The sequence below is a fragment of the Marinactinospora rubrisoli genome (genome assembly GCF_042664915.1).
Lineage (GTDB): Bacteria > Actinomycetota > Actinomycetes > Streptosporangiales > Streptosporangiaceae > Marinitenerispora > Marinitenerispora rubrisoli.
This window is the reverse complement of the sequence record NZ_JBHTBH010000009.1, coordinates 293,388-308,945: the sequence shown is the minus strand read 5'-3', so window position 1 is coordinate 308,945 and position 15,558 is coordinate 293,388. Positions and strand designations below refer to the sequence as shown.

At 74.0% G+C, this 15,558-nt stretch carries 15 protein-coding genes and 1 riboswitch; of the genes, 3 read left to right on the top strand and 12 right to left on the bottom strand.

Annotated features, from left to right (window positions below; translation table 11 throughout):
- Nucleotides 1-19 precede the first annotated feature (19 nt).
- The 6 genes from ACFQRF_RS19855 to ACFQRF_RS19830 form a co-directional block, all read right to left on the bottom strand.
- Nucleotides 20-1,432 carry an L-serine ammonia-lyase gene (locus tag ACFQRF_RS19855; RefSeq protein ID WP_379872634.1) on the bottom strand — a complete coding sequence of 471 codons (1,413 nt, stop codon included), beginning with the start codon at nucleotides 1,430-1,432 and terminating at the stop codon, nucleotides 20-22.
- A 69-nt stretch (nucleotides 1,433-1,501) separates the two neighbouring features.
- A complete protein-coding gene (gene glyA, locus ACFQRF_RS19850) occupies nucleotides 1,502-2,776 on the bottom strand; it encodes a serine hydroxymethyltransferase (RefSeq protein WP_379872633.1) in 1,275 nt (424 codons plus the stop codon).
- A gap of 4 nt (nucleotides 2,777-2,780) precedes the next feature.
- Nucleotides 2,781-3,161 (bottom strand): glycine cleavage system protein GcvH, encoded by a 381-nt coding sequence (gene gcvH / locus ACFQRF_RS19845; protein ID WP_379872632.1) that lies wholly within the window; start codon nucleotides 3,159-3,161, stop codon nucleotides 2,781-2,783.
- A gap of 122 nt (nucleotides 3,162-3,283) precedes the next feature.
- Complete coding sequence (gcvT, locus tag ACFQRF_RS19840; RefSeq protein ID WP_379872631.1) at nucleotides 3,284-4,405, bottom strand: glycine cleavage system aminomethyltransferase GcvT; 1,122 nt, start codon at nucleotides 4,403-4,405, stop codon at nucleotides 3,284-3,286.
- A 48-nt stretch (nucleotides 4,406-4,453) separates the two neighbouring features.
- A riboswitch (glycine riboswitch) is annotated at nucleotides 4,454-4,550 on the bottom strand.
- A gap of 240 nt (nucleotides 4,551-4,790) precedes the next feature.
- Complete coding sequence (locus ACFQRF_RS19835; protein WP_379872630.1) at nucleotides 4,791-5,852, bottom strand: 3-deoxy-7-phosphoheptulonate synthase; 1,062 nt, start codon at nucleotides 5,850-5,852, stop codon at nucleotides 4,791-4,793.
- An 89-nt stretch (nucleotides 5,853-5,941) separates the two neighbouring features.
- Nucleotides 5,942-7,651, bottom strand: coding sequence for an AMP-binding protein (locus ACFQRF_RS19830; protein ID WP_379872629.1), 1,710 nt, complete (start codon nucleotides 7,649-7,651; stop codon nucleotides 5,942-5,944).
- A gap of 553 nt (nucleotides 7,652-8,204) precedes the next feature.
- Here ACFQRF_RS19830 and pip point away from each other — a divergent pair.
- Together pip and ACFQRF_RS19820 are read left to right on the top strand one after the other, a co-directional pair.
- A complete protein-coding gene (pip, locus tag ACFQRF_RS19825) occupies nucleotides 8,205-9,164 on the top strand; it encodes a prolyl aminopeptidase (protein WP_379872628.1) in 960 nt (319 codons plus the stop codon).
- Between the two features lie 87 nt (nucleotides 9,165-9,251).
- Nucleotides 9,252-9,443 carry a ferredoxin gene (locus ACFQRF_RS19820; RefSeq protein WP_379872627.1) on the top strand — a complete coding sequence of 64 codons (192 nt, stop codon included), beginning with the start codon at nucleotides 9,252-9,254 and terminating at the stop codon, nucleotides 9,441-9,443.
- A gap of 37 nt (nucleotides 9,444-9,480) precedes the next feature.
- On the opposite strand, the gene ACFQRF_RS19815 is transcribed toward ACFQRF_RS19820, so the two are convergent.
- The 3 genes from ACFQRF_RS19815 to ACFQRF_RS19805 form a co-directional block, all read right to left on the bottom strand.
- Nucleotides 9,481-9,666 carry an SRPBCC family protein gene (locus ACFQRF_RS19815; protein ID WP_379872626.1) on the bottom strand — a complete coding sequence of 62 codons (186 nt, stop codon included), beginning with the start codon at nucleotides 9,664-9,666 and terminating at the stop codon, nucleotides 9,481-9,483.
- 23 nt (nucleotides 9,667-9,689) lie between these two features.
- Entirely contained in the window at nucleotides 9,690-10,907 is a 1,218-nt protein-coding gene (locus ACFQRF_RS19810; protein ID WP_379872625.1) for an NAD(P)/FAD-dependent oxidoreductase, read from the bottom strand.
- Nucleotides 10,908-11,056: 149 nt separating this feature from the next.
- Nucleotides 11,057-12,025: an asparaginase gene (locus ACFQRF_RS19805; RefSeq protein WP_379872624.1), complete on the bottom strand. Its 969-nt coding sequence runs from the start codon at nucleotides 12,023-12,025 to the stop codon at nucleotides 11,057-11,059.
- A gap of 294 nt (nucleotides 12,026-12,319) precedes the next feature.
- Here ACFQRF_RS19805 and ACFQRF_RS19800 point away from each other — a divergent pair, with 294 nt between their 5' ends.
- Nucleotides 12,320-13,246, top strand: coding sequence for a 3'-5' exonuclease (locus ACFQRF_RS19800; protein ID WP_379872623.1), 927 nt, complete (start codon nucleotides 12,320-12,322; stop codon nucleotides 13,244-13,246).
- Nucleotides 13,247-13,275: 29 nt separating this feature from the next.
- Here the strand turns inward: ACFQRF_RS19800 and ACFQRF_RS19795 are convergent, their stop codons facing one another.
- From ACFQRF_RS19795 to ACFQRF_RS19785, 3 genes are all read right to left on the bottom strand, one after another.
- Nucleotides 13,276-13,620, bottom strand: a complete 345-nt coding sequence (locus tag ACFQRF_RS19795) for a hypothetical protein (protein ID WP_379872622.1) — start codon at nucleotides 13,618-13,620, stop codon at nucleotides 13,276-13,278.
- 136 nt (nucleotides 13,621-13,756) lie between these two features.
- Nucleotides 13,757-14,389 carry a TetR/AcrR family transcriptional regulator gene (locus ACFQRF_RS19790; protein ID WP_379872621.1) on the bottom strand — a complete coding sequence of 211 codons (633 nt, stop codon included), beginning with the start codon at nucleotides 14,387-14,389 and terminating at the stop codon, nucleotides 13,757-13,759.
- Between the two features lie 104 nt (nucleotides 14,390-14,493).
- Nucleotides 14,494-15,186 carry a biliverdin-producing heme oxygenase gene (locus ACFQRF_RS19785; RefSeq protein ID WP_379872620.1) on the bottom strand — a complete coding sequence of 231 codons (693 nt, stop codon included), beginning with the start codon at nucleotides 15,184-15,186 and terminating at the stop codon, nucleotides 14,494-14,496.
- Nucleotides 15,187-15,558: the final 372 nt, after the last annotated feature.

Genomic DNA, 15,558 nt, shown 5'->3' with positions numbered 1-15,558 from the left:
ATGTACTGCTGCGAGGTGATCAGCACTCGATGACGTTCACCGCCAGCCCGCCCCGGCTGGTCTCCTTGTACTTGTCGTGCATGTCGCGTCCGGTGTCCCGCATGGTCTTGATGACCTTGTCCAGGGACACGAAGTGGCTGCCGTCCCCGCGCAGCGCGATGCGGGCCGCGCTGATCGCCTTGACCGACGCCAGGGCGTTGCGTTCGATGCACGGCACTTGCACCAGGCCGCCGATCGGGTCGCAGGTCAGGCCGAGGTTGTGCTCCATCGCGATCTCGGCGGCGTTCTCCACCTGGGCCGGGGTGCCGCCCAGGACCTCGGCGAATCCGGCGGCGGCCATCGAGGACGCCGAGCCGACCTCCCCCTGGCAGCCCACCTCGGCGCCCGAGATGGACGCGTTCTGCTTGAACAGGATGCCGATGGCGCCCGCCGTCAGCAGGAACCGCACGACTCCGTCCTCGTCGGCGCCCGGGGTGAAGTGCCGGTAGTAGTGCAGCACGGCGGGCACGATCCCGGCGGCGCCATTGGTGGGTGCGGTCACCACCCGGCCGCCGGCCGCGTTCTCCTCGTTGACGGCGAGGGCGTACAGCGTCACCCAGTCGGCGCCGCGCATCGGGTCGCCGCCCGCGGACTCGGGCGGCGGGGCCGCCAGGCCGGTGTCGTCGCAGCGTCCGCCGAGCTGCCGGTACAGCCGGTGCGCGCGCCGGGGGACCCGCAGGCCGCCGGGCAGTGTCCCCTCGGTGGTGACGCCGCGCCGGACGCACTGCCGCATCACCCGCCAGATCTCCAGCAGCTCGGCGCGGACCTGTGCGGGGGAGCGGCCGAACGCGCGCTCGTTGGCGAGCATCAGGGCGCTGATCGACATGCCGGTCTCGCGGCACAGGCCGAGCAGTTCGGCGGCCGTGCCGAACGGGTAGGGCAGCGCGGTGTCGTCCGGCTTGATCCGGTCGGCGCCCGCGGCCTGCTCGTCCACCACGAAGCCGCCGCCCACCGAGTAGTACACCCGGGAGCGCAGTTCCGTGCCGTCGGCGTCGTGCGCGGTGAACCGCATCCCGTTGGGGTGGCCGGGCAGCGTCTCGCGGCGGCGGAAGTCGACGTTCTCCCGCGGCGTGAACGCGATCTCGTGCTCACCGCCCAGCGCTAGCCGGCCGTGGTCGGTGACATCCGCGAGCAGTTTCGGGACCGCCTCCACGTCGACGTCCTCGGGGGTCTCGCCGAGCAGGCCGAGGATCACGGCGGTGTCGCTGCCGTGCCCCTTGCCGGTGAGGGCGAGCGAGCCGTACAGCTCGGCGCGCACTCCGGCGACCCGCGGCAGCAGTCCGGCCTCGCGGAGCCCGGCCGTGAACGTCCGGGCGGCCTTCATCGGCCCGACGGTGTGCGAACTGGAGGGGCCGATCCCCACCTTGAACAGGTCGAACACACTGATGGCCATGGGTCCTGCCAACTCCTGCGGTTCGGGGGCCGGGCGGACGGGCGGCCGGAGGTCCGGCCGCCCGCCGGGTCAGCTCAGCCCGGGGTACAGCGGATGCTTGCGGGTCAGGGCGGTGACGCGGTTCCGCAGCGCGGAGGCGTCGTGGTCGGGCTGCAGCGCGGCGGCGATGATGTCGGCCACCTCGGTGAAGTCGTCCTCGTCGAAGCCGCGCGTGGCCAGGGCCGGGGTGCCGATGCGCAGACCCGAGGTGACCATGGGCGGCCGCGGGTCGTTCGGCACGGCGTTACGGTTGACCGTGATGCCGATCTCGTGCAGCCGGTCCTCGGCCTGCCGGCCGTCCAGCCGGGACTCGCGCAGGTCGACCAGCACCAGGTGCACGTCGGTGCCGCCGCTGAGCACGTTCACGCCGGCCGCGACGGCGTCCGGCCGGGTCAGCCGCTCGGCGAGGATGCGGGCGCCCGCGAGCGTGCGGCGCTGCCGGTCGGCGAACTCCTCGCCGGCGGCGAGCTTGAGCGCCACCGCCTTGGCCGCGATGACGTGCTCCAGCGGGCCGCCCTGCATGCCGGGGAACACCGCCGAGTTGATCTTCTTGCCCAGCTCCTCCTTGGCGAGGATCAGCCCGCCGCGCGGCCCGCCCAGGGTCTTGTGGGTGGTGGTGGTGACGACGTCGGCGAACGGCACCGGGTTGGGGTGCAGGCCGGCGGCCACCAGACCGGCGAAGTGCGCCATGTCGACCATGAGCAGCGCGCCCGTCTGGTCGGCGATCTCGCGGAACCGGGCGAAGTCGAGCTGACGCGGGTAGGCGGACCAGCCGGCGACGATCATCTTGGGCTGGTGCTCCTTGGCGAGCGCCTCGACCTCGTCATAGTCGATGGTGCCGTCGGAGTCGCGCACGTGGTAGGCGATGGCGTTGAGGATCTTGCCGGAGTAGTTGATCCGCATGCCGTGCGTGAGGTGCCCGCCGTGCGCGAGGTCGAGGCCGAGGATGGTGTCGCCGGGCTTGAGCAGGGCGAAGTACACGGCCGTATTGGCCTGCGCCCCGGAGTGCGGCTGGACGTTGGCGTGCTCGGCGCCGAACAGCGCCTTGGCGCGGTCGATGGCGAGCTGTTCCACGACGTCGACGTGCTCGCAGCCCCCGTAGTAGCGGCGGCCCGGGTAGCCCTCGGCGTACTTGTTGGTGAGCACCGTCCCCTGGGCCTCCAGGACCGCCTGCGGGGCGAAGTTCTCCGAGGCGATCATCTCCAGGGTGTCGCGCTGCCGGGCCAGTTCGGCGCCGACGGCGACAGCGACCTCCGGGTCGAGCTCGGCCAGTGTCTGGTTGAGCGGATTGGTCTCGGCGGCCATGTCGTTAACCTTCACCTTCGGTCAGCTGCGTGTACTGCTCCGGGGTGAGCAAATCGGCTGGTTCGTCCGCGAGCTCCACCTTGAACAGCCAGCCCTGGCCGTACGGGTCGGTGCCGACCAGTTCGGGCTCCTCCACCGCTGTGCGGTTGACGTCCACCACCTCGCCGTTGACGGGTGCGTAGATCTCGCTGACCGACTTGGTGGACTCGACCTCGCCGCAGGGTTCGCCCGCCGTGACGGTCGACCCGACCTCGGGGGGCTCGACGAAGACGATGTCGCCCAGCGCCTCGGCGGCGAAGGCCGTGATGCCGATGGTGGCGACGCCCTCGTTGATGGCCACCCACTCGTGCTCGCTCGTGTAACCCAGCTCCGCGGGAACGCTCAATTCAACTCTCCAGGAGGTATTCCATTATCCAGCACGGCCGGTCAGCGCGGTGTCCGGGCTGACGACACTGATCTGCTCCGACGCCCGCGCCCGAAGCGGTGGGCCGGGGCGGACTCCGCGGTTCAGCGCTCCCGCCGGTAGAACGGAAGCTCGACCACGTCGACGGGTTCGGCGCGGCCGCGCACGTCCACGGCGAACGATCCGGCCGCGATGTCGACCCCGGCGTCGACATAGGCCACCGCGATCGGGCGGCCCAGTGTCGGAGAGGGCGCGCCGCTGGTGACGACGCCGACCGGCTGATCCTCGCGCAGCACGGTGTGCCCTTGCCGGGGGACGCGCCGACCGCGGGCGACCAACCCGACCAGGGTGCGGGCGGGGCCGCTCTCGGCGCGCTCGGCCAGGGCCCGCCGGCCGACGAAGTCACCCGGCTTGTCGAGTTTGACCACCCGGCCCAGCCCGGCCTCGTACGGGGTGACGTCGGCGGTGAGCTCGTTGCCGTACAGCGGCATGCCGGCCTCCAGCCGTAGCGTGTCGCGGGCGGACAGGCCGGCCGGCACCAGGCCGTGCGCCTGGCCGGCCGCGGTCAGCGCGTCCCACAGGGCGGTGGCGGCGGAGCCGGGGCGGACGAAGAGCTCGAAGCCGTCCTCGCCGGTGTAGCCGGTGCGGGCGAGCAGCACGGGCCGGCCGGCGACGGTGTGCCGGTACCCGGCGTAGTAGCGGATGCCGGAGAGGTCGGCGTCGGTGAGCGCCGCGAGGATGTCGGCGGCGCGCGGGCCCTGGACGGCGATCAGCGCGTACTCGGCGGATTCGTCGGCGATCTCGGTGTCGAATCCGGCGGCGCGCTCGCGCAGAGCGGCGACGACGGTGCCGGTGTTGGCGGCGTTGGCGACCACGAGGTATTCGTCGTCGGCGAGCCGGTAGACGATGAGGTCGTCGAGGACGCCGCCGTCTTCGGCGGTGATCATCGTGTAGCGGGCCCGCCCGGGCGTGACCGCGGAGAGATGGCCGACCAGGGCGTAGTCCAGGAAGGCGTCCGCCTGGGGGCCGCGGACCAGGATCTCTCCCATGTGGGACAGGTCGAACAGCCCGGCCGCCTCGCGGACCGCGCGGTGCTCGCCGGTCTCGCTGCCGTAGCGCAGCGGCATCAGCCAGCCGGCGAAGTCGACCAGTGTGGCGCCGAGCCGTTCGTGCACCTCGTACAGCGGGGTTCTACGGGGTTCGGTCGCGGCTGCGGGCGCGCTCATGGAGTCTCCTGAGAGGATGGTCGTCAATGTCGGCCGTTGGCGGTGCCATCCTCCCCCTCTGTCATCGGAGCCTGAGAGCTTCGCCACGGTGTGGCTTGCACCTTCGGCGAGGGGCGCGCGGCCCCTGCTTTCCAGAGTGGTCTCGCCCGCGCGGTCCGGTGCGCCTGAGAGGTTCTCTGGGGAGGACTTGCTCCTTCGGCGGCCCACGCTGGCTGCGCGGACGCTCTCCCGTGCGGGGTCGGCGACCGGCATCAGCGTAGCAGCGCCCGCCTCGCGGGCACAGGGGCGCGCCCGTCCGGCGCGGTCCCGCGCCCGGCGGCCGGGGAACGCCGACGGCCGCCGTCCGGTGGGACGGCGGCCGTGGAGTGCGGTGGTTCGGGGCCCGTCAGCGGGCGGTCTTGCGGCGCTGGCGGACCGCCTCGGCGAGGCCGGCCAGGACGCTCTCGGTGGTCTCCCAGCCCATGCAGGCGTCGGTGATGCTCTGGCCGTAGGCGAGCCGGGCCGGGTCACCGAGCCGCTGGGCGCCCTCCAGCAGGAAGCTCTCCAGCATCACGCCGATGATGCCGTGCTCGCCCGCGGACACCTGCGCGGCGATGGCCTCGGCGACGGCCGGCTGGCGGCGGTGGTCCTTGCCGCTGTTGGCGTGGCTGGCGTCGATCATCAGCCGGCGGGGCAGCCCGGCGGCCTCGATGACGTCGAGCGCGCTCTGGACGCTGTCGGCGTCGAAGTTGGGGCCGGACCGGCCGCCGCGCAGGATCACGTGGCAGTCGGGGTTGCCCGAGGTGGTCACGACCGCGCCGGCGCCGGCCGGGTCGACGCCGAAGAAGGTGTGCGCGGCGGCGGACGCGCCGCACGCGTCGACGGCGACCTGCACGTCGCCGTCGGTGCCGTTCTTGAAGCCGACCGGCATGCTCAGTCCGCTGCCGAGCTGGCGGTGCACCTGGCTCTCGGTGGTCCGGGCCCCGATGGCGCCCCAGGCGACCGCGTCGGCGATGTACTGCGGTGTGATGGGATCGAGGAACTCGGTGCCCGCCGGGACGCCGAGCGAGCCGATGTCCAGCAGCAGCTTGCGGGCGGTGCGCAGGCCGCGGTGCACGTCGTAGCTCTCGTCCAGGCCGGGGTCGTTGATGAGGCCCTTCCACCCGAGGGTGGTGCGCGGCTTTTCGAAGTACACCCGCATGACCACCCGGAGTTCGTCCTCGACGGCCGGGGTGAGCGCCTTGAGACGCTCGGCGTACTCCAGCGCGGCGGCGGGGTCGTGCACCGAGCACGGCCCGACGATCACGAGCAGCCGGTCGTCGTCGCCGTCGAGGACCCGCTTGACCTCGTTGCGGGCATCCTCGACGAGGGCGGCGCGCTCCGGCCCCATGGGCAGTTCGGCGAGGACGTCCGCGGGGGCGACCAGCGGCTGGTAGCTGACGACGCGGGTGTCATTGGTACTTGACATGTGTTCCTTTTCCCTCCCCAGGCACCCCCAACACCCTAACGTCCCCGCTCAGCGGCCGGGGCCGCGGCCGGGGCGGCGGAACCGGTCCGCTAGCGCTCCTTGAGCCCCGGGAAGTCCTCCTCCCAGTACTCGCCCGGGTTGCGCGCGCCGTCGGTGACGGGTCCGCGGGCGTCCTCCAGCCCGCGCAGCTGGACGCGGCGGATCTTGCCGGAGACCGTCTTGGGCAGCTCGGCGAACTCCAGGCGCCGCACGCGCTTGTAGGGGGCGAGCCGTTCGCGGGCGTGCGCGAGGATGGAGCGGGCCAGGTCGGGGCCGGGGGCCGCGCCCGCGGCGAGCGCGACGTAGGCCTTGGGCACCGCGAGCCGGACCGGGTCGGGGGAGGGCACCACCGCGGCCTCGGCGACCGCCTCGTGCTGGATGAGGACGCTCTCCAGTTCGAACGGGGAGATCCGGTAATCCGACGCCTTGAAGACGTCGTCGGCCCGGCCGATGTAGGTGATGCGGCCGTCGCCGTCGCGGGCCGCGATGTCGCCGGTGTGGTAGCGCCCGTTGCGCACCGCCTGAGCGGTGCGGTCGTCGCTGTCGCCGTACCCGGTCGTCACGCCCACCGGCCGGTCGGCGAGGTCCACGCACAGCTCGCCCTGCTCGGCGGGCTCCCCGGTGACGGGATCCTCCAGCACCACGGTGTAGCCGGGCAGCGGCCGGCCCATCGAGCCGGGCCGCACCTCCGTCCCGGGCGGGTTGCCGACGAGCGCGGTGGTCTCGGTCTGCCCGAACCCGTCGCGGACCGTGAGGCCCCAGGCCCGCCGGACCTGCTCGATGACCTCGGGGTTCAGCGGCTCTCCGGCGGCCAGGGCCTCCCGGATCGGGACCCGCCACGCGCCCAGGTCGGCCTGGATGAGCATCCGCCACACGGTGGGCGGCGCGCAGAAGGTGTCGACGCCGCACCGCACGATCGCCGCCAGCAGCCGGGTGGCGTCGAACCGGCTCTGGTCGACCACCAGCACGGTGGCCTGGGCGTTCCACGGCGCGAACACGTTGCTCCACGCGTGCTTGGCCCAGCCGGGGGAGGAGATGTTGAGGTGCACGTCGCCGGGCTGGACGCCGATCCAGTACATCGTGGACAGGTGCCCGATCGGGTAGGACGCGTGGGTGTGCCGCACCAGCTTGGGTGTGGCGGTGGTGCCGGACGTGAAGTAGAGCAGCAGCTCATCGTCGGCGCGCGTGGGGCCGTCGGGCTCGAACTCCGCCCCGGCGTGCGCGGAGTCGGCGTAGCTCAGCCACCCGGCGACCTGGCCGACCGAGATGCGGGTCCAGTGGCCGCCGATCCGCGCGAACTTGCCGGTCTCGGCGGCGTCCGCGATCACGTGCGCGACCCGGCCGCGTTCGATCCGGTCGGCGAGGTCGGTCTCGGCCAGCAGGGGCGTCGCGGGGATGAGCACCGCGCCCAGCCGGATCGCGGCCAGCGTGGTCTCCCAGAGTTCGGCCCGGTTGCCGAGCATCACCAGCACCCGGTCGCCGCGGTGCACGCCCTGGGCGCGCAGCCAGTTGGCGACCTGGCGGGAGCGGCGGGACAGTTCGGCGTAGCTCAGCCGCGTCTCGGTGCCGTCGTCGTCGATCACCCACAGCGCGCAGCGGTCGGGGTGCTGGCCGGCGGCGACGTCGAAGTGGTCCTGCGCCCAGTTGAACGGGTCGGGGCGCGGCCAGGTGAACGCCTGCCGGGCGGCCTCCGGATCGGTCCGGTGACGGAGCAGCAGGTCCCGGGCGGCCCGGAACGTTTCGGTGGCCGGCTGGGACATGGTGCCCTCCCCGCGCGCAGGCTGTGACTGGAGTCACTGTAGCGGAGCGCGGTGTGCCCGTCACTATGCGGTGCGGTGACCGCGACGCCGGTTCGGGCGCGCGCGGCGCGGCCGGGCCCGCCGACCGGGCCGGTCGCGGGTATGCCGGACCGACCGTTCACGGGGCGCCGCACGTCTAGGATTGGGCCGATGGACGAGTTGCGCGGCGGTCACGCCTCCCGGTCCTTCGGTGCGCTGCCCATCCGTTCCCGAGGCCACTCCCAGCGGGGCGCCGGCTCATCGCCCGCGACTCCGCGCCTCTCGGCGGGACGGTATCCGGGGCGCGGCCGGAACCCGCGCACGCGTTCCCGGGGCGGACGCCGTCCTCCTCCACCGCCGGCGGCGAGACGTCCACCGTCGCGCACGTGACCCCCTCCCACGTCGCCGCGGCTCCGCCCGGGGCCCGGCGCCCCGGCTTCCCGGTCCGCTGGACCGGCCGATCCCCCGCCGCTTCGGTCTCCGGACGCGTGTGGCCCCAGCACGACAACCACCTCGTTCTAGAAGGGCGCTCTCCATGCGCACGCTGTATCCGCCCATCGAGCCCTATGACAGCGGGATGCTCGATGTCGGCGACGGGAACCGCGTCTACTGGGAACTGTGCGGTAACCCGACCGGTAAGCCGGTGGTGTTCCTGCACGGCGGGCCCGGGGCGGGCTGCACCCCGGACCACCGCCGGCTGTTCGATCCGGCGCGGTACCGCATCCTGCTGTTCGACCAGCGCAACAGCGGGCGCAGCACCCCGCACGCCAGCCGCATGGAGACCGAGCTGCACACGAACACCACGTGGAACCTGGTGGCCGACATCGAGCGGCTGCGCCGGATGGTGGGGGTGGAACGCTGGCAGGTCTTCGGCGGGTCGTGGGGCAGCGCGCTGGCGCTCGCCTACGCCGAGGAGCACCCCGAGCGGGTCAGCGAGCTGATCCTGCGGGGCATCTTCACGCTGCGCAACGAGGAGCTGCGCTGGTTCTACCAGAACGGCGCCTCGTTCCTGTTCCCCGGCGAGTGGGAGGCCTACCTGGCGCCGATCCCGGAGGAGGAGCGCGACGACCTCATCGGCGCCTACTCGGAGCGGCTGAACTCCCCGGACCCGGCGGTGCGGCTGGCGGCGGCGCAGGCGTGGAGCGTGTGGGAGGGGTCCACGATCTCGCTGCGGCCGAACGAGCGGATGCGCTCGGACTTCGCCGAGCCGGCCTACGCGCTGGCGTTCGCCCGCATCGAGAACCACTTCTTCGTGCACGGCGGGTTCCTGAGCCCGGGGCAGCTCATCGAGAACGCCGGGAAGCTGCGCTCCATCCCGGGCGTCATCGTCCAGGGGCGCTATGACGTGTGCACCCCGCCCAAGACGGCCTTCGACCTGCACCGGGCGTGGCCGGAGGCGGAGTTCCACCTGGTCGACGACGCCGGGCACGCCTACAACGAGCCCGGCATCCTGCACCACCTCATCGAGGCGACGGACCGGTTCGCTTCTCAGTGACCGGTGGGGACGCCGGCGGACCGCGCCGGCGTCCCGGCACGGGGATAGGCTCGCGGTGACACCGCGACGAGTGAGATGGGACACGCGATGCGAGTGAACGTCGACTTCGACCGCTGCGAGAGCAACGCCGTCTGCATGGGCATCGTCCCCGAGGTGTTCGAGGTGCGTGACGACGACTTCCTCTACGTACTTCAGGAGGAACCGTCGGAGGAGTGGCGGGACCGGGTGGAGGAGGCCGCCCGGATGTGCCCCAAACAGGCCATCGAGATCGAAGGCTGACCGCCACGCCCTTCCGCCCTGGCGGTGGGGGGTGCGACTAGGCGCGCCGGGGGAGCCGGCCGGCCGCGGCGGCCAGCCGCGCCAGTGTGGTGCTCATGGCCGGGGCCATCCGCCGCGAGCCGTCGAGGTCCGCGTGCGCCGCCGGGGTGGCGATGATGCCGAACACGACCGGCGCGGCGGCCGGGATGACGCGCGAGACCGACACCGATGTCCGTCGTGGCATGGAAGTTCCTCCGGCCACTGCGGTCACGCGGGGCGCTGCCGGCCGGCGGCGGCGAGGGCCTGCTCCCACGTGGTGGACTCCACGAGCAACGGACGGTACCGCATGACCTTGGCGGTGGATCGCAGCCCCAGTACGCCGACGAGCATCCCGGCGCGGCCGAAGAACGCCACGAACTTGCGGTCCTGCGGCGAGCCGTGCACGAACTCCACGGTGTCGGCCGGGGCGGCCTGGCCGATCAACTGCACCTTCATGCCGTACTGGTCGGACCAGAAGTACGGGACGGGGGCGTAGGTCTCGCGGCGGCCGTCGCCGGCGAGCAGGTTGCGGGCGACCACCGACGCCTGCTCCCCGGCGTTCGTCCAGTGCTCCAGCCGCAGCCGGCCGCCGTAGCGCGGGTGCGGCCAGTTGGCGAGGTCGCCGGCCGCGTAGACGCCGGGCACGGTCGTCTCACAGTGGGCGTCGAGCAGCACGCCACCGGCGCCGCCGGCGAGTTCGACGCCGGATCCCGCGAGCCAGTCGGTGTTCAGCCGCACGCCCAGCCCCGCCACCACCATGGGGGTCTCCACCGCGCTGCCGTCGGCGAGCCGGACGCGCGTCACCCGGCCGTCGCTGCCTTCGAAGCCGGTCACTCCGACCCCGAGGCGGACGTCCACGCCATTGTCGCGGTGCAGTTCGGTGAGCACCGCGCCCACCCGCGGGTCGACCACCCGGGTCATCGGGGTCGGCGCGGCCTCGATGAGGGTGACGTCCAGGCCGAGGGTGCGCGCGCTCGCCGCGACCTCGGCGCCGATGAAACCGGCACCGACCACCACGACGCGGTCGACGGCCTCCAGCCCGGCCCGCACGGCTTCGGCGTCGTCGAGGGTGCGCAGCACGTGCACACCGGCGAGGCCGGTGCCGGGACGGCGGGCGGCGGCGCCGGTGGCGATGACGACGGCGTCACCGCGCACGAGCGTGCCGTCGTCGAGTTCGACCGCGCGCTCGCCGGGGAGCAGCCGTTCGGCCCGGCGACCGAGCCGAAGATCGAGGTGGAGGGCGTCGAACTCCGGTTCGTCGCGCAGCACGAGACTTCTGGGCGTGCCCTTGCCGGTGAGCAGTTCCTTGGACAGCGGCGGACGGGAGTAGGGGCGGTGATGCTCCTCGCCGACCAGCGTGACGGTGCCGTCGAACCCGGCGGCGCGCAGCGCCTCCGCGGTGCCCAGTCCCGCCATCCCGCCGCCGACGACCACGACGTCGCGCATCCGACCTCCACTCCTCGTACCGGACGGCTCCGGGTCCGGTATACCGGTGCCGCGCCGGGCGGCGGCCCGAGCCCCCGGCTATGCCAACGATGGGCGGATCGCCGGTGATTCCGGGAATCGCCGCCGGGAACGCCCCGGAGGGACGGCGGTCAGCCGGCCAGGGGCCGCACGACGCCCACCGGCTCACCGCCGCCGAGCACCGGGCGGCTCAGCAGCTCGGCCACCGGGCCGACGTCGACGCCGAGCGCGGCCAGCGCGGTCAGCGCCACCATGGTGGCGGCGCGCCCGGTGGCGTCGCCGTCGCTGATCTTCACGGCGGCCGTCTCGCCGGACGGAACGCCGATCACCACCACTCCCTCGGCGCCGCGCTTGGACACTGCGCCGGGCAGCCGGCGCATCACGAGCGTGTCCGCCAGGCCCTCCCCGGCCACGAACTCCGGGTGCGTGCGCATGGCGTCCAGGACGGCGGCCTCGTGGGAGCCGGCATCGGCGCGCGCCATCGCGCGGAGGCCGCGGGCCAGGCCGGTGAGGGACACCGCCAACTGGGGCGCGCCGCAGCCATCGACGGCGGTGTGCGCGACGGGCTCCGCGCACTTCTCCTCGACGGCGGCGCGGACCAGTGTCTGCAGCGGATGGCCGGGGTTCAGGTAGCCGGCGGTGTCCCAGCCCTGCCGAACGCAGGCGGTGAGCATCGCGGCGTGTTTGCCGGAGCAGTTCATCCGCAGCCGGTCCGGCCCGCCACCGGCGCGCAGCACGGTGTCGCGGGCCGCGCGGTCGAGCGGCCAGTCGGGCGGGCAGCGCAGCGCCTCGGGGGTGAGCCCGGCCGCGGCGAGCATGCCGCGCACCGTCGCGACGTGGGCGTCGGAGCCAGCGTGGCTGCCGGCCGCGATCGCCAGCCGCTCGCCCGTGAGTTCGGCGCCGGCGCGCAGGCAGGCGAGGGCCTGGAACGGCTTGGCCGCGGACCGCGGGAACATGGGCTCCGCCACCGGCCCGCGCGCGTAGCCGACCTCTCCGGCGGCCGTCAGACCGACGGCGGCCCCGTAGTGCACCCCCTCCCGGAATCCCGAGCGGACGACCTCGACGAGGGGAGCGTGGGCGGGCAGCGGGGTCTCGGGCATGGCGATCCTCACACGCGTCGGGGCGGTCGGCGGGGCGGGGGAAGCGGGGGAGGTACGGAGGCCGGCGATCGCGCCGTTCCGGACGTGGCCGAGCATAACCGCCGTGCCCGGCCCGGCCCGGGCCGCCCCGGAGCCGCCGTGCCCGCGCCCGCTCCGGCGGCGTCGGCCGCAGCGGGTAGGGTCGAGCGTCGGGCCCGGGAGCCGCCGCGGCGGGACACCTGGCCGACGAGCAACGACGCAGACAGGGGCGAACACGTGCGGGACGACGGCCGTGCCGGCCGGTGGGGATTCCGGATGGGGGCCTTGACCCGGACCCGGGCCGGCCGCCCGGCGCGGGATCTGGAGTACGCGGTCATCGACATGGAGACGACCGGCCTGAACCCGGCGGCCGGGGCGCGGGTCTGTGAGATCGCGGTGCTGCGGATGCGCGGCGACGGCACGGTGCTCCGCGAGTTCACCACGCTGCTCGACCCTGGAGTCCCCGTCACCGGCCGGGAGTTCCACGGCATCGGCGACAGCGACGTGGTGGGGGCGCCCACCGCCGCCGACATCGCCGGCGAGCTCGCCGCGCTGTGCGCCGGGGCGGTCATCGTGGGGCACAAGCTCGACTTCGAGGAGGGCTTTCTGGCGGCCGAGCCGGCGTTCGCCGACCGCCTTCCCGACGGCCTGCCGGGCCTGTGCACGCTACGCGCGCTGCGGTCCCAGGTCGACCTGACGCGCTACTCGCTGCCGTGGGCCAGCCACGCGCTGAACGGCCACTGGCCCACCGGCCAGCACACCGCCCTGGGCGACGCGCGGGCCTGCGCCCAGCTGCTCGCCGAACTGCTGCACAACGCCCCGGGCGAGCTCCGTTACACGGGCCCGGACCCGCTGACCGTCGCATCGCCCGTTCCGTGGCCGGCGTCCGGGGACCGGCCGCGGCTCAAGCCGCGCCGCCGGGTCGACGGGGTCAACGGATTCACCCCACGGCTGCCGGACGGCGGGCTCCGCGCCGCCCCGGCGCATCCGCTGCGGCCGTGGCCGGGGTTCTGGCGGCCCGACGAGCTCGACCCGGCCCGGTGCGGCGGGCGCTTCGATCCCGGCCAGCGGGCCGCCGCGGTCGCCGTGGTCACCCGGCGCCGCCGCCGGAGGGAGGCCGCCATGGCCGCGGTGGCGCTGACCGGTGCCGCCGCGACGGCCGCGGCCGTGGCCGCGCTCCGGCGCCGGATCCGGGGGCGCTGAGCCGCCGCCCGGCGCTGTTCCGGGGCCGGTCACAGCCCCGAGAGCGCGAGGAAGACCGCGGCGATGAGCATGCTCCCGCCGACGGCGGTCAGCGTCGCCCGCCCGGTCTCGGTCAGCCGCGCCGGCACGGCGCGGATCCGGGATGCCCGGCGGTCCGGGGCCGGCCCGGCGGTCACCCGGTACCGCTGCGGCCTCGCCGCTCGGTGCCTCTGGTCGCGCGCGCCGCCGCGCTCCCCTGCACCGCCGACGCGAAAGGGGGCTCCGCCCGGCGGCTGCGGACGCTCAGCGCCGCGCCGCGCCGCGATCCGGGGCACCCGGTTGAACAGTGCGACCGAGACGAGGGCGGCACCGACGATGATCAGCGCGAGCGACACCTTCGGCGTCCCTCCGAACGGAGAACGGGATATCGGACGGCTCCCGATTCTGCCGGAGAAACCGCCGGGGGTGTCGTGCGATGTCGGTTCTGGGCCGGTTACGGCCACTCCGTGGGACAGCGGAGCGGAAGGTGTGCTACGCCCTCCGCCCGACCGCCCGCCCGGCGGTCCCGGCGTCCACGCCCAGGGCCCGTAGCGTGAACGTGGTCACCAGGGCGTGCGCGTCGTCGAAGGACGTCTCACCGCGGGACAGCGGGACCCGCTGCGCTCCGACCAGCGCGAGCACCAGCTTCGCGGTCGCCTCGGCCGGCACCGGGTCGAACTCCCCGGCCGTCACGCCGGCCCGCAGAATCTCCACGAGCAGCTGCTGCATGGGGGCGACGTGGTCGGCGAGCGCCTGGTAGGCGTCCGGGCCGAGGCTCGCGCCCAGCTCGGCCGCGGCGGGATGCGGGTGCTGGATGATCCCCTCCAGCTGGAACCGCACGAACACCGACACCCGCTCCGCCGCGGTGGCGTCCGCGGGAAGCTCGTCCCGGTACCGGGCGACGAAGCCGGAGGTGACCTGCTCGGTGAAGGCCAGCAGCAGCGCGGGTTTGTCCGGGAAGTAGTTGTACAGCGCGGTGCGGGTGATACCGGCGGCCGCGGCGACGTCGGTCATCGAGATCTCGTCGATCCCCTGCGTACGGGTGAGGGACGCGACCGCCGTCATGATCCGTTCCCGCGTCTGGGCGCGGTGCGCGGCGATGGTCGGGGCCGAGATCTTGGGCATGGCACCTATCGTCGCACGCGGCGGGGGTCACCGGTCCGTCCTCCGGTGGCCCGCCGCCGCGCGGCCGACCTCGGCCGGCCTCGCGCACCTGCCGCGCGGGGCGGTCAGGCCACCAGGTCGGCGGGGTACCGGCGGCCGAGATCGGCCAGCACCTCGACGTTGAGCTGGTAGGCCAGCCGGGTCTCGTCGACGACGCGCCGCCGTTCGCTCTCGCCGATCGGCAGGGCGTCCAGGCGCTCGCGGTAGCCGGCCTTGAACGCGGGCAGGCTGCCCAGGGCGCCGAAGTCGTAGAAGGCGACGCCGGCTTCGGCGTCCAGCCCGTAGCTGCGGGCGGCGATCCGGCGGATGAACTGCCCGCCGGACAGGTCGCCGAGGTAGCGGGTGTAGTGGTGGGCGACGAACCCGGCGGGCCAGTCGAGCATCTGCCGGATGCGGGCGACGTAGGTGGCGGTCGGGCGGCTCGGGCGGATGGTGTGGCCCCAATGCGGGCCGTACAGCGCGGCGAGGTCGCGGCGCAGCGCCGGCACGCGGTCCAGCTCCCGGGTCACCACGGGCCCGGCGACCGGGTCGCCGGCCAGCGCCTCGGCGACCTCCTCCAGCGCCGTGTAGGCGAAGTAGTGCTGCGCGACCATGGCGGCGTAGCCCTCGCGGGACAGCCGACCGGCGAGCAGCGCCTGCGTGAAGCCCTGCCCCTCGGCGTCCTCGTGCCGGTCCCACGTCGCGGTCCGGAGCCGCTCGGAGAAGGGGGGCGCGGCCTCGTCCTCGACCGTCGTGTGCTGGTCCGCAGTCACGTCCACCCATCCCCTCGCGCCGCAGTGCCGGCCGCCGCCCGGACGCCTGGCACTTCCGTGGCGGACCGCAATTTTACTGACATCATGTCAGCAAGCCGGGTGGCACTGTCAAGGTCATTACGACACCATGTCGTGAACGCTCGCGGTGTGCGGCGTCCCGTGGCCACCGGCGAGCCGCCGCCGGACCGTGGGTGACCGGGTACGGACCCGCCGCGACGTGCCCGTTCCGCATGGGCGCCGGGGGGTATCCTGGCGACGGTGAGACGATCCCCGGATCATCCCGCCGCGTTCTCCCGCCCCCCGGAGTCGCGAGACGGGGCCCGTACTCCCGCTGGCGGTGGTGGAAGACCGGCGATTATCGTCTGAGCCGTCTCGGCA

What these genes read in the sequence shown, in the direction of transcription:
- ACFQRF_RS19855 (WP_379872634.1), bottom strand. Translation starts at nt 1,432, where the DNA reads ATGGCCATCAGTGTGTTCGACCTGTTCAAGGTGGGGATCGGCCCCTCC.
- glyA (WP_379872633.1), bottom strand. Translation starts at nt 2,776, where the DNA reads ATGGCCGCCGAGACCAATCCGCTCAACCAGACACTGGCCGAGCTCGAC.
- gcvT (WP_379872631.1), bottom strand. Translation starts at nt 4,405, where the DNA reads ATGAGCGCGCCCGCAGCCGCGACCGAACCCCGTAGAACCCCGCTGTAC.
- ACFQRF_RS19835 (WP_379872630.1), bottom strand. Translation starts at nt 5,852, where the DNA reads ATGTCAAGTACCAATGACACCCGCGTCGTCAGCTACCAGCCGCTGGTC.
- ACFQRF_RS19830 (WP_379872629.1), bottom strand. Translation starts at nt 7,651, where the DNA reads ATGTCCCAGCCGGCCACCGAAACGTTCCGGGCCGCCCGGGACCTGCTG.
- pip (WP_379872628.1), top strand. Translation starts at nt 8,205, where the DNA reads ATGCGCACGCTGTATCCGCCCATCGAGCCCTATGACAGCGGGATGCTC.
- ACFQRF_RS19820 (WP_379872627.1), top strand. Translation starts at nt 9,252, where the DNA reads ATGCGAGTGAACGTCGACTTCGACCGCTGCGAGAGCAACGCCGTCTGC.
- ACFQRF_RS19815 (WP_379872626.1), bottom strand. Translation starts at nt 9,666, where the DNA reads ATGCCACGACGGACATCGGTGTCGGTCTCGCGCGTCATCCCGGCCGCC.
- ACFQRF_RS19810 (WP_379872625.1), bottom strand. Translation starts at nt 10,907, where the DNA reads ATGCGCGACGTCGTGGTCGTCGGCGGCGGGATGGCGGGACTGGGCACC.
- ACFQRF_RS19805 (WP_379872624.1), bottom strand. Translation starts at nt 12,025, where the DNA reads ATGCCCGAGACCCCGCTGCCCGCCCACGCTCCCCTCGTCGAGGTCGTC.
- ACFQRF_RS19800 (WP_379872623.1), top strand. Translation starts at nt 12,320, where the DNA reads ATGGGGGCCTTGACCCGGACCCGGGCCGGCCGCCCGGCGCGGGATCTG.
- ACFQRF_RS19790 (WP_379872621.1), bottom strand. Translation starts at nt 14,389, where the DNA reads ATGCCCAAGATCTCGGCCCCGACCATCGCCGCGCACCGCGCCCAGACG.